At 64.0% G+C, this 13,997-nt stretch carries 10 protein-coding genes; 6 read left to right on the plus strand and 4 right to left on the minus strand.

Annotated elements, in window-relative coordinates; translation table 11 throughout:
* Positions 1 to 8 precede the first annotated feature (8 nt).
* The 3 genes from ACFOW7_RS17995 to ACFOW7_RS18005 all read left to right on the plus strand — a co-directional run bounded on the left by ACFOW7_RS17995 (position 9) and on the right by ACFOW7_RS18005 (position 4,189).
* Entirely contained in the window at positions 9 to 1,148 is a 1,140-nt protein-coding gene (locus ACFOW7_RS17995) for an aminotransferase class III-fold pyridoxal phosphate-dependent enzyme (RefSeq protein WP_378166938.1), read from the plus strand.
* Positions 1,132 to 2,466 (plus strand): aspartate aminotransferase family protein, encoded by a 1,335-nt coding sequence (locus tag ACFOW7_RS18000; protein ID WP_378166941.1) that lies wholly within the window; start codon positions 1,132 to 1,134, stop codon positions 2,464 to 2,466. The genes ACFOW7_RS17995 and ACFOW7_RS18000 overlap by 17 nt, the downstream gene beginning before the upstream one ends.
* Positions 2,467 to 2,776: 310 nt before the next feature.
* Entirely contained in the window at positions 2,777 to 4,189 is a 1,413-nt protein-coding gene (locus tag ACFOW7_RS18005; protein WP_378166943.1) for an amidase, read from the plus strand.
* A 707-nt stretch (positions 4,190 to 4,896) separates the two neighbouring features.
* Here the strand turns inward: ACFOW7_RS18005 and ACFOW7_RS18010 are convergent.
* On the minus strand, positions 4,897 to 5,301 hold the full coding sequence (locus tag ACFOW7_RS18010) for a hypothetical protein (protein WP_378166945.1): 405 nt from the start codon (positions 5,299 to 5,301) through the stop codon (positions 4,897 to 4,899).
* Between the two features lie 70 nt (positions 5,302 to 5,371).
* On the opposite strand from ACFOW7_RS18010, the gene rraA reads away from it, so the two are divergent.
* Both rraA and ACFOW7_RS18020 read left to right on the plus strand, forming a co-directional pair.
* Complete coding sequence (gene rraA, locus ACFOW7_RS18015) at positions 5,372 to 5,851, plus strand: ribonuclease E activity regulator RraA (protein ID WP_378166947.1); 480 nt, start codon at positions 5,372 to 5,374, stop codon at positions 5,849 to 5,851.
* 62 nt (positions 5,852 to 5,913) lie between these two features.
* Positions 5,914 to 7,542, plus strand: coding sequence for a response regulator (locus tag ACFOW7_RS18020; RefSeq protein WP_378166949.1), 1,629 nt, complete (start codon positions 5,914 to 5,916; stop codon positions 7,540 to 7,542).
* A 270-nt stretch (positions 7,543 to 7,812) separates the two neighbouring features.
* On the opposite strand, the gene ACFOW7_RS18025 is transcribed toward ACFOW7_RS18020, so the two are convergent.
* Complete coding sequence (locus tag ACFOW7_RS18025; protein ID WP_378166951.1) at positions 7,813 to 8,982, minus strand: BaiN/RdsA family NAD(P)/FAD-dependent oxidoreductase; 1,170 nt, start codon at positions 8,980 to 8,982, stop codon at positions 7,813 to 7,815.
* Positions 8,983 to 9,286: 304 nt separating this feature from the next.
* On the opposite strand from ACFOW7_RS18025, the gene ACFOW7_RS18030 reads away from it, so the two are divergent.
* Positions 9,287 to 11,551 (plus strand): autotransporter domain-containing protein, encoded by a 2,265-nt coding sequence (locus ACFOW7_RS18030; protein ID WP_378166953.1) that lies wholly within the window; start codon positions 9,287 to 9,289, stop codon positions 11,549 to 11,551.
* Between the two features lie 321 nt (positions 11,552 to 11,872).
* On the opposite strand, the gene ACFOW7_RS18035 is transcribed toward ACFOW7_RS18030, so the two are convergent.
* Together ACFOW7_RS18035 and ACFOW7_RS18040 are read right to left on the minus strand one after the other, a co-directional pair.
* Positions 11,873 to 12,409 (minus strand): gamma carbonic anhydrase family protein, encoded by a 537-nt coding sequence (locus tag ACFOW7_RS18035; RefSeq protein WP_378166956.1) that lies wholly within the window; start codon positions 12,407 to 12,409, stop codon positions 11,873 to 11,875.
* 39 nt (positions 12,410 to 12,448) lie between these two features.
* Complete coding sequence (locus ACFOW7_RS18040) at positions 12,449 to 13,993, minus strand: sensor domain-containing diguanylate cyclase (protein ID WP_378166959.1); 1,545 nt, start codon at positions 13,991 to 13,993, stop codon at positions 12,449 to 12,451.
* Positions 13,994 to 13,997 lie beyond the last annotated feature (4 nt).

Here is a 13,997-nt window from a genome sequence, read left to right on the forward strand (position 1 = left end):
GAGACTCCATGTCGGCGCCTGACCGCCTGCCGCCGCCACCGCCTTTGCTGGTGCGCGGCGAGCATGAAACCCTGTACGACATCAGCGGCCACGCCTTGATCGATCTGGCCGGTGGCGGCCTTGGCTGCCGTCCTCCGTCGGTGGCGGCGGCTGTGCGCGCCCAGTCGGCGCGGATGGGCCTGTCGAACCGGGTATTGATCAGCGAACCGCTGATCGAGCTGTGCCATCGGCTGGCCACTTTGCTGCCGGCGCCCTTGACGACCAGCTATGTCTGCAATAGCGGCGACGAGGCGTTTGAAGGCGCGCTCAAGCAATGCAAGGGACTCGCCCCGCAACGCCGCCGCATCGCCTGTCTGACCGGCTGCGACTACGGCAGTCTGAGCTACGGCCGTCTGCTGACCTGGCCTGAGGAATACCGGGCGCTGGCGGATTTTCTCGGCATCGAGGTGCTGCGGCTCGATCAGTCGATTCCCGACCCGGCGATGCTGGCCGACTGTTATGCACTGTGTTACGCCCCGCTGCGCCGCGAGGCCGACGGTAGCTGGCGCCGTACTTCGCGCGAGCTGGTGGCCGCGCTGCAAGTCGTGGCGCGCCAGGCCGGCGTGCCGCTGATCTGCCATGCCAGCGACCATTGCCTGGGCCAGCTTGGCTCGCTGTTCGGCCTGGACAGCGACGATCCGATTCCCGACCTGCTGGTGCTGGGCGGCGCGCTCGGCGGCGGCATGGTGCCGATCGGCTGCTTTGTCGGCAGCGCCGAAGCGGCCTACCGCGTCTACGGGCGCAGCTCGCCCGCCAAGCATGGCAGCACCACGGCCGGCAATCCGCTGGCCTGCGTCGCCGCGCTGGCCGCGCTCGATCTGGCGGTCGGGCTCGACGCCCCGGCGCGCTGCCGCGAAGCCGGCCGCCTTCTGGCCGATGCGCTGAGCCCGCTGGTGGTCGCCGTCGAAGGCGCTGTGGTCGGCTTGCGTTGCCCGGACGGGGTGGACGCGGCGCTATGGGCCGACCGTCTGCGCGAAGAAGGCGTGCTGGTGCGGCGCGAGGCCGGGTCGGTGCTGACCCTGCGTGCGCCGGCGCTGGCACGACCCGAGGTATTGCGGCGTGCCGCCCTGGCCATCGAAAGGAGCCTGATCCATGTCGGCCAGCACTGAACGCGCCGTATTGCTCGACCGCTGCGAGCGCCACTGGAGCGCTGCGGCCGCCAAGTTGTACCGGATCGCCCACAGCGATGTGGAAACGGCAGCCGAAGGCGGAGTGGTGCATGGCCGCGATGGCCGTCGCTATATCGATTTCGCCTGTAGCTACGGCGTATTCATCGTCGGCCATCGCCATCCGCTGGTGGCCGAACGTATCCAGCAGGCGCTCGAACAACTGGCCTGGCTGCCGCCGGGCACCAGCCATCCGAGCCGCGCCGCACTGTCGGCCCGGCTGGCGGCGCTGGCGCCGGGCGACTGGGGCGAAGTCCACTATATGAACTCGGGCGCCGAGGCGATCGAGCAGACGCTGCGCTATGTGCTGGCCGTGCAGGCCCCGCGCCGGCGCATCCTGGCCATGGCCGACAGCTACCATGGCAAGACCTTGGCGGCGATGAGCGTCCTGGGGCAGAACCGTACCGATACGAGCTTCGGCCCTGTCACCAATGCGGTGGAATTCCTGCCCTATGGCGATATCGCGGCGCTGCGGGCCGCGATCGACGACACGGTGGCCGCGGTCTATATCGAGCCGATTCTGGGCGGTATGCATCTGACCGTCCCGCCGCCTGGCTATCTGGCCGAGCTGCGCCGTCTCTGCGACGCCGCGGGCGTCTTGCTGGTGGCCGATGAAATCCAGACCGCCTTTGGCCGCTGCGGCCGGATGTTCGCCTGCGAATACGACGCGGTGGTGCCCGATATGCTGGTGCTGTCAAAGGGCCTGACCGGCGGCTACGCCTCGATTGCCTGCGTGATGTATGGCGCGGCGCTGTCGGCACGCTGTCCGGTCGAGCAGGTCGATCGCTGGGGGAGCAGCCAGGGCGGCCATCCGTTTGCCTGCGAGGCGGCGCTGGCGGCGCTCGATGTGATCGAGTCCGAACAGCTGGTCGAGCGTGCCGCCCGGCAAGGCGAGCGGCTGTGTACGGGGCTGCGTGAACTGGCGCGGTGTTTCCCGCGCACGGTGATCGACGCGCCCGGCATCGGCCTGATGGCCGGTCTGCGGCTGCGCGGCGCGGCGTGCGAGTCGCTGCTCAGTATGGAATTGACCAAGCGCGGCGTGCATGTCGGCCACTCGATGAACGAGCGCGCCAAGGCGCCGGTGCTGCGTTTCTATCCGCCGCTGGCAGTCGAGCCCGAGACCATCGATCAGGTGCTGGCGCTGACCGCCGAGTCGCTGGCGCTGATCGAGCGCAAGCCCCGTCTGGCGCTGGCGCTGATGGAGCGTTTCGTGAACCGGATGTATGCCCTGCCCAATCGATTGCTACGCCGCTTGGGCTAGCGCATTGCCCTGTAGATCGACGTCGCGGCTAAGCCTGATGGCGCGCTGTAGGCCTGCGCTTTGAGGTCGGGACACGCTGATGCCCGATGATCTGGAAAGGCACTGAAGCCAGGGTGGCGCTTGCTGTAATGAGGTATGCGTTAATATCATATCGGAAAAAACATAATTCAAGATTGGAAGTGGCATTCAGGCAATAAGGCATGCGAAAAATGCATGGCTGCCACTTCTCCTGCGCCGTTTTCGCCTGGGCGAAGCGGCTTTTCTAGTCGATGCGCCCTGCCAGGGGCGCAAGAGGACGATGCCTTTTCCCATGTTCTGTATTGACGAACTCACGCTTCGCGAACTGGGCGCGCTGTTGCAGCGCGGCCGGCTGACCAGTGTCGAACTGGTAACCCACTACCTACAGCGACTCGACGCCCTCAACCCGACCTTGAATGCGGTGATCCAGCGACCCTCGACCGAATCGCTGCTGGAACAGGCCCGCCAGGCCGATGCCGAGCTGCGCAGCGAGCGGGTGCGCGGCCCTCTGCATGGGATTCCGCTGACCATCAAGGACGCCTGCCATGTCCGTGGCTTTCGCATGTCGCGCGGGGTGGCCGAGCTGCGCGGCGAACCGAGCGAGCACGACGCCACTGCCGTTGCCCGTCTGCGGGCGGCAGGGGCCATTGTGCTGGGGATCAGCAATGTCCCCGAATTCTGCATGGCGTTTGAAACCGACAATCTGCTCTATGGCGCCACCCGCAACCCGCACGATCTGCAACGTTCGCCCGGTGGCAGCAGCGGTGGCGAGGCCGCAGCGATTGCCGCAGGCTGCTCACCAGCTGGACTGGCGTCCGATGCCTGCGGCAGCATCCGTATTCCGGCGCATTTCTGCGGGGTGTGCGGACTCAAGCCCACCCAATGGCGCGTACCACTGACCGGTCAGTACCCCAATGAGCGTTCCGGGGTATTCCATATGATCTCGACCTTTGGCGCCCTGGGCCGCTATATCGACGATGTGGCGCTGCTGGGCCGTTTGATGGCCGGCGGCGATGGCATCGATCCCGATACGGTCGATGTGCCGTGGCCCGACTACCGTGAGCGCTCGATTGCCGGCATGCGGGTGGCGATCTGTCCGACCACGCCGCAGAGCATCCCGACGCCACCGGTGCGGCGGGCGCTGGAGAGCGTGGCGGCGCAATTGGTCGATCAGGTGGCCCTGGTCGATATGGCGATGCCGCCTTTGCTCGACCAGGCATTCCATACCCTGTGGCGTGCCTTTGTGATGGGCGGCGACGGCGGGCGTGGCTGGCGGCGGCTGTTCGACGCCATCGGCAAGCGTGATTTCTCGGCGCCGCTTGAAGAGTTGTTGGCGCACAGCGAAGGACTGGAGAGCAGCGTCGATATGCTGCGGGCCGATCTGAACCTGATGGATGACTTCCGCTACCAGCTGGCGGCGTTCTTCCGCGACTACGATGCGCTGATCTGTCCGGTCTACCCCGATGTGGCGTTTGCGCCGGGCGAGTCGCTCAATGACACCTCGGCCTATTCCTATGTGTTTCCGTTCAGTCTGTCCGGTTCGCCCGTGGTGGCGTTGCCGGTGGCGCGTCATGGCAATCTGCCGATCGCGCTACAGATCGTCGGCCGCCATTGGGACGAGGCGGGCATCCTGGCGCTGGCCGCCCATCTCGAACGCAGCCTGCCGCGTTGGGAGCCGGCTTCCTCGACGGTTTATCTGTATTGAGGCGATAAAAAGAAAAAGCGAGATGGGAGGCATCTCGCTGAACAGGAAGGTAAACCATCAGAATCGATATAACTACGCGGTATCCTAATCTATAAGAATAAAATTTCCTCACTCCTCAAATGCTATCGCCAAGACAGATCCTACAGCCAGTAGACGGGAGTGCTGCCAGGAAGGTGCTGGCTTTTCTCGGCCCTGTCTTCGTGTTTTCCTTGGAAAACAGTGAGGCCAGTGTATCGCCGACGCCGGTAGAAATAACTACTGCAATTGCAGGTATTCGACAGATTTTTTCGGGCTGCCTGAGCCGTATTTATCTGTTGTTGGCGATATTCGGATTTGCTTCTCTGTAAGCGCTGGCAATGAAAACAGCGTGTTTGATTGTCGGGCGGAAGCGGTAGAAGACGGGCAAAAAAAGAAAAAAGCGAGATGGAGTCATCTCGCCGGAAATAAAAAGGGGGAGGGTTCTGCGGTAGAGTATCGACAATTATCCAAAGTGATTTGCAGTGATTCGCGTCTATTTCAGTTTATTTCCCGGACATTCTCGCCAATAAACATCTCGCCCTGTTCAACGATGCGATGAAGGGCAGTGTAGCCAAGTCGGATCAGCAAATAACTACTGCAATTGCAGGTTTTGATCGGCGGGATTTTGTGTTATGGCGGCAATTATTGGATATATGTGCCGCAATCAATAATCCATTTCCACCTGCGGCTTATAGCGGACAGTACGACTGGCTTGAATGGCGCAAAAGTGCAACATCAGGCAGCCAAGGTTTCAGCGCGATGAAAAACATTTCCTCATCGGTGGTGATCAGGCTGTCATCGGCGATCAGATAATGGTCGTAATGCCATTGATCCACTTCCCAGCCGGCCTGCAATACGATGCGGCGGATGCGGTAATGCCAGTATTCCCACATCGAATGGCGCGAGTTGAGATAGCGCCGTTCTTCGCGGGCAATACCGGGGGCGGGAAGCGGCTCGATAGGGACGAAACAGCGCTGCCGTGGGGCCTGGACGGTTGCGCCGCCACCGGGCTGCCCTGGTTCAGATAGTCGCGGATACGGCGTTCGAGTTGGTTTTCCATCGGTTTCTCCGTGGGGGCGGCATGCTGGCGCCACTTGGCTTTACCTTGAGGCGGATCCTCGACTAGGCTGGGCCGGTTCCATCACTCACCCAGAGGAAACCTTTATGAATTTCCAGACCGCCGATATCAGCGACCATCATGGCGAACGGGTCCAGGTGGCCGAGCCGATCTTCCGCGCTTTTGGCCTGCGTGCCCAGTTTGCCGGTCCTATCCATACGCTCAAGGTCTTTGAAGACAACACCCTGGTGCGCGCCACCCTCGAAACCCCCGGCCATGGCCGGGTGCTGGTGATCGACGGCGGCGGCAGCCTGCGCTGTGCCCTGGTCGGCGGCCAACTGGGCCAGCTGGCGGTGAGCAACGGCTGGGCCGGCATCGTGGTATGGGGCTGTATCCGCGATAGCGTGGAAATCGACGGTCTGGACTTCGGCGTGCGCGCCCTGGCCACCCATCCGCGCAAAAGCCTGAAGAAAGGGGAGGGCAGCAGCGGCCAGATCGTGCGTTTCGCCGGCGTGAGCTTTACCCCGGGCCACTGGCTCTATGCCGATGAGGACGGTCTGGTGGTTGCACCCGAACCGGTACACTAGGCCGAAAAACGGGGGGACACTGGCTATCATGTAGAAAAACATCCGTCCACTCGTCCCCCACCATGTCCCTATCCGCCCTGATCGCCGATCCGTCCTCCTCCGTGCGCATGTCGCTGCGCACGATCCTTCAGGGGCTGGAAATCAACAAGGTCGATACCGCTTCGACGATCTCGGAAGCGCGCCGCAAGCTGCTTGAGCATCGCTTCGATATCGTGCTGTGCGAATTCGATTTCGGCGGCAACGAGGAAACCGGCCAGGATCTGCTCGAAGAGCTGCGCGCCAAGAAGGCGCTGCCGATGTCGACGATCTTTATCGTGGTGACGGCCGAGTCGAGCTATCCCAAGGTGGTCGGCGTCGCCGAGGAGACTCCTGACGAATATATGCTCAAGCCGGTGCAGGCCGGTGCCCTGAGCGAGCGGATCGAGCGCGCCTTTCTGCGCCGCGAGACCCTGATCGACATCTACGAGGCGCTGCACGCCAAGGACTACCACCAGGCCCTGCGGGTGGCGCAGCAGATGATGTCTTCCAAGACCCCGTATCTCAACGATGTGGTCAGGCTGGCGGCCCAGATCCTGTATCGGCTGGAGCGCTATGACGAGGCCGCCACGCTGTATCGCAAGATCTTGAGCGGCGGCCGCAATCTGGCCTGGGCCAAGTTCGGTCTGGCCCGGGTGGCGCTCAAGCAGGGCGACGGCGAAACGGCCGAGCAGGCGATGCGCGATATTCTGGCCGAGCATACCCGCTATCTGCCGGTCTACAACCAGTTGGGCGACCTGTTCCTGAGCCAGGAACGCTTTGCCGATCTGCTCGATGTGACCGAACAGGCGATCCGCATCTCCCCGCACAGTCTCAAGCGGCTGCAACAGGCCGGTCAGCTGGCGTATAGCCTGGGCGACCTCGATAAGGCGTCCGACTATCTGGGCCGTGCGGTACGCATCAATGGCAAGGCGATCGGACTCGATTTCCGTGCCGTCTTCAAGCTCGTCCTAATGCAGCTCAGCAAGGGGGTGACGCCCGACGGGCTGAGCCTGGTCAAGCAGATGCAGACCAAGCGCAAGCAGGAGCGTGGCGAGCAGGCCGGGATGCTGGGTGAGTGGTATTGCGAGCTGGCCCAGGCGGTCGAGTCGATCGCCCGACGCGAGCCGCTGTCGGCAATCGACCGGATGCGCAAACTGGCCGCCAACTGGGATTCGCCCGAAGTCGATCTCGAATTCACGCTCGACTATCTGTCGGTGGTCGAACGACTCTACGCCGACGATATCGTGCCGACCCTGGCCGAATGGATGCGGCCGCTGGTGCTGCGTTTTGCCGCGAGCCGGCAGATCGAGGAGCTGTTGGCCTATCGGGTGCTGAGCCGGGAGAAGCTGGCCCAGGTGGTCGAAGAGGGCTCGCTCTATATCACCCAGACCGCCAATGAAGCCGCCCAGGCAGTGGTGGACGGTGATCTGGTCAGCGCTGCCGATCAGCTGATCCAGGCCGGTCGCGAGACCCGCAATAACCGGCTGCTGTCGCTGGCCGCCAATACCGCTGCCAAATGCTTTCGCGCCACCGGCAACGACAGCTACCGCCTCGGCGCCGAGGAAAGCCTCAGTTTGATGCACCCGCCCGCCGATGCCGTCTTGCAGAAACGGGTGCGCGAGCTGCTGTCGCCTAGCAGCTCATCTGTGCCTGACAGGATGGCGGATGAATAGTGGGCTGAGGAGAATGGAAAATTTCAGGAAATATGAGTGCTAGATCAATGGTTGAATAGAAAAGAAAATTAATAGATAGATCCGGACTGTCCAAGATAACGGCTGTCATCGCCAAGCGCCGGTTTCCTCCATCAGCCGGCTCCCCTCTATTTCCCTCTCTTCCCTGTCCATCCCCTGTCTAATTCACCCGCCTCCCAGTACGCCCTTGGGTGCTGTCGGGGCGGCCCCGATGGTTGTTGTGGGCTTGGAGGCGGCAAGTGGTCCGGTGCTTCAGGCGTTCTGTCCTGCCACCCAACCCGACGACCAGGCCCATTGGAAGTTGTAGCCGCCGAGCCAGCCGGTGACATCGACCACTTCGCCGACAAAGAACAGCCCGGGCACCGATTTGGCGGCCATGGTCTTGGACGACAGCGCCGCCGTATCGACGCCACCGCGTGTCACCTCGGCTTTTTTGTAGCCGACCGTGCCGCTTGGGATCACCCGCCAGTCGTGCAGCCGGCTGGCGACCAGTTCGAGCTCGCGTGGCAGATACTGTTTCATCGGTCGGATATCGAGCTGCGCGGCACAGAATGCCTGGGCAAAGCGCTTGGGCAGCCATTCGGCCAGCAGATTGGGCAGCAGCACCTCGGAGCGGGCCGCTTCGGCAAACAGGGCGCGGGCGTCGCGGCCGGGCAGCAGGTCGAGCGAGAGGGCCTGGCCGGGCGACCAGTAGGACGAGATTTGCAGAATGGCCGGGCCGGACACGCCTTTATGGGTGAACAGCACGTTTTCGCGGAAGCTCGCATGGCCAAGGCTGACCTCGCAGTCGATCGAGACGCCGGAGAGGTCGGCGTACAGGTCCTTGGGCTCGAAGGTCAGCGGCACCAGGGCCGGGGCGGTCGGGACGATGGGAAGGCCGAATTGGCGCGCCAGGTCGTAGCCAAAGCCGGTGGCGCCGATCGGGGGGATCGACAGGCCGCCCGTGGCAATGATCAGGCTGCGGCAGTCCCAGACTTCATTGCCGGCAGCCAGCCGGAAGCCGTGTTCGACCTGTTCGATGGCGCCGACGGGGGTGGCCATCCGCCATACAACACCTGCCTTGTCGCATTCGGACTTGAGCAGATCGATGATCTGTTGCGAGCCCTCGTCGCAGAACAGCTGGCCGAGTTTTTTCTCGTGGTAGCCAATGCGATAGCTTTCGACCAGATCGAGGAAATCGCGCACCGTGTATTGGGCCAGTGCCGACTTGCAGAAATGCGGGTTGCGCGACAGATAGCACTCGGCGCGCGCTTGCAGATTGGTGAAATTGCAGCGGCCACCGCCTGAAATGCGGATTTTCTCGGCCAGCCGTTCGGCGTGGTCGATCAGCACCACACCACATCCGCGCTGGGCGGCCGAGGCGGCGGCCATCATGCCGGCCGCGCCGGCGCCGATCACCGCGACGTCGATGCTTCGGACCATGCGATTCTCCTGTTGTGCAAACCATACAAAAGCGCCCGCGTCCGGCAGCGGGCGAGCCGGACAGCGAGCGCTTGCTTGAGCGAGCGATGGCAGGGTGGGCGCGGTCCCGGGGCCAGTCATGCCGGCCAGCTGGGGGAGTCGCCGCTAGTGCAATCGCTCGGTAGTGTTTTATAGTGAAGCCGATTTTTCCCGCCCCAAGGCTGGATGCGGCTTGCAAGCTCATCTGACTGGGGCGGGCGCGCATTCTAACACCATTGATTCAGAACGACTTCCTCCTTCCTGATCCACCCGGAGACCTTCAATAATGATTACCCGCCGCCTCCGCATCACCGCGCTCGCCGCCGCCATTGCCGCCACCGCCGCCCCGGTGGCCCTGGCCGCGCCGTTCAGCAATGTGTATTTCTTCGGCGACAGCCTGACCGACTCCGGCGCGTTCGGCGGTCTGCCGACTTCTTACGGTGTCCTGCCGGCCGGCGCCCGTAACACCACCGACGACGCCAAGCTGTACGCCCACTATGTGGCTGGCCGCTATGGCTTTGCCGTCACCCCGGTCAACCCGATCAACCCGACCCTGGGCAAGGGCAACAACTACGCCCAGGGCGGCGCCCGCGCCAATGGCAACGCCAATACCACGGCCCTGAGCATCGGCAGTCAGGTCGGCAACTATGTGCGCGACCATGGCGGTCAGGTCGATGTCAACGCCCTTCATGTGGTGTGGGTCGGCGGCAACGATGTCGCCGATGCGCTCCGCGTCGGTGCCACCGGCACCGCTGCCGACGCCCAGCGCGTGGTCAGCGGCGCTGCACAGAGCACCCTGCAGCAGGTCGGTCAGCTCAAGGCGCTCGGCGCCAAATATGTGGTGGTGGTCAATGTGCCCGATCTGGCCCGCGTGCCGCGTCTGATGTTCGATACCTCGCGCGCCGCCGCCAGCACGGTGGTCAACGGTACCGCCACCGAAACCACCGCCCGCCAGCTGCTGGGTGGCATCAACCCGGCGCTGGCCGCCAATGCCCAGTTGGTGACGGCGACCCAATCGATTCTGCGCAACGCCGGCGCCACCCTCGGCGACGCCGCCGTCGCCGCTGCCCGCGCCAAGCTCAACGCCGGCGGTGCCACGCCCGCTGAACAGCAGGAAGCCATCAAGGCCGCTGGCACGGCGGCTGAACAGGCCATCGTCACCACCTATTCCAAGGCTGTCGGTCAACAGATCGCCGGTCTGCTGGTCCAGGCAGGCGTACTGCCGGCTGCCATGGCCGAGACCGCCGCAGCCGGCATCAGCGGCAATCTGGGCGCGGTGCTCAACCAGAACCTGACTGGCCAGATCAGCAAGAACTACGCAGTCGCCAGCGCCAGCGCCGGCCAGCTGGTCGACAGCCTGCTCCATCCGCTGCTCAACGCCGGCCTGACCGGCATGGGCAATGTGCTGCAACTGGACGTCAACCGGCTGATGAAGGAAGTGGTGGCCAACCCGACCGCCTACGGCTTCAACAACGCCACCGGCACCGCCTGCGGCCGCGAAGCCATCGTCTGTACCAGCAAGGACGCCAACTTCGACGCCAGCAAGTCGTTCTTCTTCTCCGACGAATTCCACCCGACCCCGCTGGCCCACGCCCTGATGGGCGACTATATGGTGTCGGTGCTCGACGCCCCGATGTTCGCCTCGCAACTGGTCAACAGCCAGAACGCCAGTGTGTCGATGGCCCGCCAGTCGCTCGAAGGCCGCCCGACCGGCGCACGGTCGGTCGGTCAGGTCGATGCCTTTGCCTCGGCCTCGCGCGAGACCCGTGATTTCGACGGTACCGCCGACAGCCTTGCCAACGACGGCACCAATCGCGCTGCCACCGTCGGCCTCGACTATCAAGCCACCAGCAACGCCTCGGTCGGGGTGGCGCTGACCGTGATGGACCACAAGACCCGCTTCGGCAACGACCGCGGCGGCTTCAATGCCGTGGATCGCCTGATGACCGCTTTCGGCCGCTACGATATGGGCGCCATCCGCCTGGGCGGTGAAGTGTTCTTCGGCCAGACCCGCTTCAACAAGATCGACCGCACTATCCGCCTGGGTCAGGCCGTGCGTGTCGAGCGCGGGGATGCCAGCGGTAATCAGAGCGGTATGCGTATCCATGCCGGCTATGAGCTGGCAATGGGCCAGTTCTCGGTCACGCCGCTTGCTTCGCTTGCCTACCGTTCGGCCAAGGTGTCGACCTACAACGAACAGGGCAACAGCAGCACGGCCATGCGCTTTGAACAGCAGCGTGTCGAGGAGCTGATCTTCGGCCTGGGCGCCCGCGCCGAAGCCAAGATGGGCGGCTTTGTGCCGTTCGGCTCGCTGATGTTCTACCACGACAGCAAGGACAACGACCGCACCGTGCGCGCCGGTCTGGTCAACCTCGGCTCCACCATGGAAATGCCGGTGTTCACCCCCGACCGCAGCTTCGGCACCGTCAACCTGGGCGCCCGCTTTGAAATGGCCAAGAACGTCGACGGCTACCTGAGCTACCAGCGCGACGTCGCCACCGACGACGAAAAGCGCGGCAACTGGACCTTCGGTCTCCAGGTCGGCTTCTAAACCTGACCGCCCGACAAGAAACCCGGCATCTGCCGGGTTTTTTGTCGGGGCTGGATTGCTCGAAGCGTGCCGCTTCCACTTCCGACGCTGAGCACTCCCGCCGACTTCCTCCCTTTGCCACCTGTCTCGGCGTGGCGCGGGTCGGAGAACACCATCGAGCGATAGACGAGGTGTCCGTCGCGGAGTCCAGAGTATGGCCAGCTATGTCAGATTGGAATATCAGATTTATTCAGTTTCTAGATATGGAGCGGCATTGGAGGAAAAAATCATGCGTATGACGCATAGCTACCTCCTAGAGCCTTCTCACCTTTTTTCTACCGTTCACTCTCCACTGTCCTGATATTTGCGCATCAGCCGGATGTAGTGCTGGGCCGAATAGGCAAAGTGGGCCAGTTCAGCTTCGGTCAGCGGGCGGACTTCCTTGACCGGGCGACCTAGATAGAGCCAGCCCGATTTGAGCACCTTGCCCGGCGGCACCAGGCTGCCTGCACCGATCATCACACGCGGTTCGAGCACGGCGCGGTCGAGCACGATGGTACCGATGCCGATCAGGCATTCGTCGTGGATGGTGCAGCCATGCAGCACCACCGAATGGCCGATGGTGACCCGCTCACCGATGATCAGCGGCGCACCCTCGGGGTCGCTGTCGCGCTTATGGGTGACGTGGAGGCAGGCCAGATCCTGGATATTGGTATCGCGGCCGATGCGGATGGCGTTGACGTCGCCGCGCACCACGGCGCCGGGCCAGATCGACACGTTCTCGGCCAGGGTCACGTCGCCGATGACCTGGGCCGACGGATCGACATAGGCATCGGGCGCAACGCTGGGGCGGATGCCGGCGAAGGGACGGATGGCCATGGAAAGCTCCAGAGAAGGGAAGGGCGGCAGTATACCGCTTCAGGCCCGATCAACCGGGCCGGCCACCGCCACCCGGGTGCCGCCGACCTGACGCGCACCGTGCAGCGCCTGTTCGGCCCGTTGCAGCAGCAGCGCCAGTTCGTCGCCGTGCTGGCCATAGGCCGCAACGCCGAGCGAGACATTGATTTCAGGCAGCAGGGCGCCATTGTGCTGCAAGCGATTACGTAAGATGGCCCGCCTCAGGGTTTCGGCGCGGCAGACCGTGTCGTCGAGCGGGGAGTCGGGCAGAAGGATGGCAAAGGCTTCATCGATGAAACGGCTGACGAGATCGCTTTGCCGCAACTGCTCGCGGATCAGCCGGGCGGTCTCGCGCAGCACCAGATCGCCTGCATCGTGGCCATAGCGGTCATTGAGCCGCTTGAACTGGTCGATATCGAGCCGCACCAGGGTCAGATGGGTATCGAGACCGTCCCGTCGTCGGCGCGCGGCACGCAGCAGCTCGTGTTCGGCCGCTTCCTCGAAATAGCGCCGGTTGTACAGATTGGTCAGCGGATCGCGGATCGCCTGCTCGCGCAGCCGGTTTTGCAGGCGCTGGGTCAGGATCGACAGTGCCACCAGCTCGGCCGCCAGCTCGGCGAGCCGTTGCTCGAAACGCTGGTCGTCGCCCTGCGGCGGGCCGATCAGATGGAGCAGGCCCAGGACTTCGCCGCGGCCGAGCAAAGGCAGACACAGATAATCACCCTCGTCAGCATGGCCACAGACCAGCCGGTCGGAGCCGTCGCCCGGTCGGTAAGGCTGAGCACGCCGCAGCGCCCAGCACTGATCGACTTCGACCAGAAGCGCCTGCTCGCCCTCGCCCCACTGCACCCGCCGCTCCAGCTGATCGTGCGAGCGGCCCGGCAGATAGAGGGCGCCGGCATCGAGCCGGAACAGTCGCGGCAGGAAATGACGCAGCAATTGGGCGGTTTCGTCGTGGCTGACGCAGGACTGGAGAAAGCGCGCCAATTCGGCCAGCGCGCCCAGGCTGCGGTTATGGCGGCCGACTTCGGCCAGCAACTGGCTCAGATCCTCGTTATGACGCTCGATCGTCTGGCGGTGGCGCAACTGCTGGCGTCGGGCTTCTGCCAGATGAAAGTGCAGCAGCAGCAATAACAGCAGCGCCAGCCCCAGCGCCACAGCGCCCGCCAGTGCCAGTTGGCGGCCGGCGGCGGCGAGCCGCAGTTCCTCCTGCTGGCGGCTGCGGGCCTGTTCGATCCGCAGCACTTCAAGTTGGGCCTGATGGGTAGCGTTGAGCGGCGTGGAGGGCGCCTGCATCAGTGGGCGCAGTCGCGCTTGCTGGGCCGGGGAGTCGGCCAGCAGCGCATCGAGCCGATGCAGCCGGGCGGCCAGGTCGGGGGCGGCCAGACGCCAGGCCTGGGGCAGCTCGTCGAGCTGCTGCGCCGCCAGTTGCGCCGTGCTGGTTCTGGCCTGCTGTGCGCCCAGTTGCGACCAGTCCCGCCATAGCCATAGCGCGACCAGTACCATCAGTAGTCCGGCACAGATGAACAGCGCCCGCAGACGTGCGGAACCGGTAACAGCCAGCATGGTC

Source organism: Chitinimonas lacunae (assembly GCF_042650885.1).
Taxonomy (GTDB): domain Bacteria; phylum Pseudomonadota; class Gammaproteobacteria; order Burkholderiales; family Chitinimonadaceae; genus Chitinimonas_A; species Chitinimonas_A lacunae.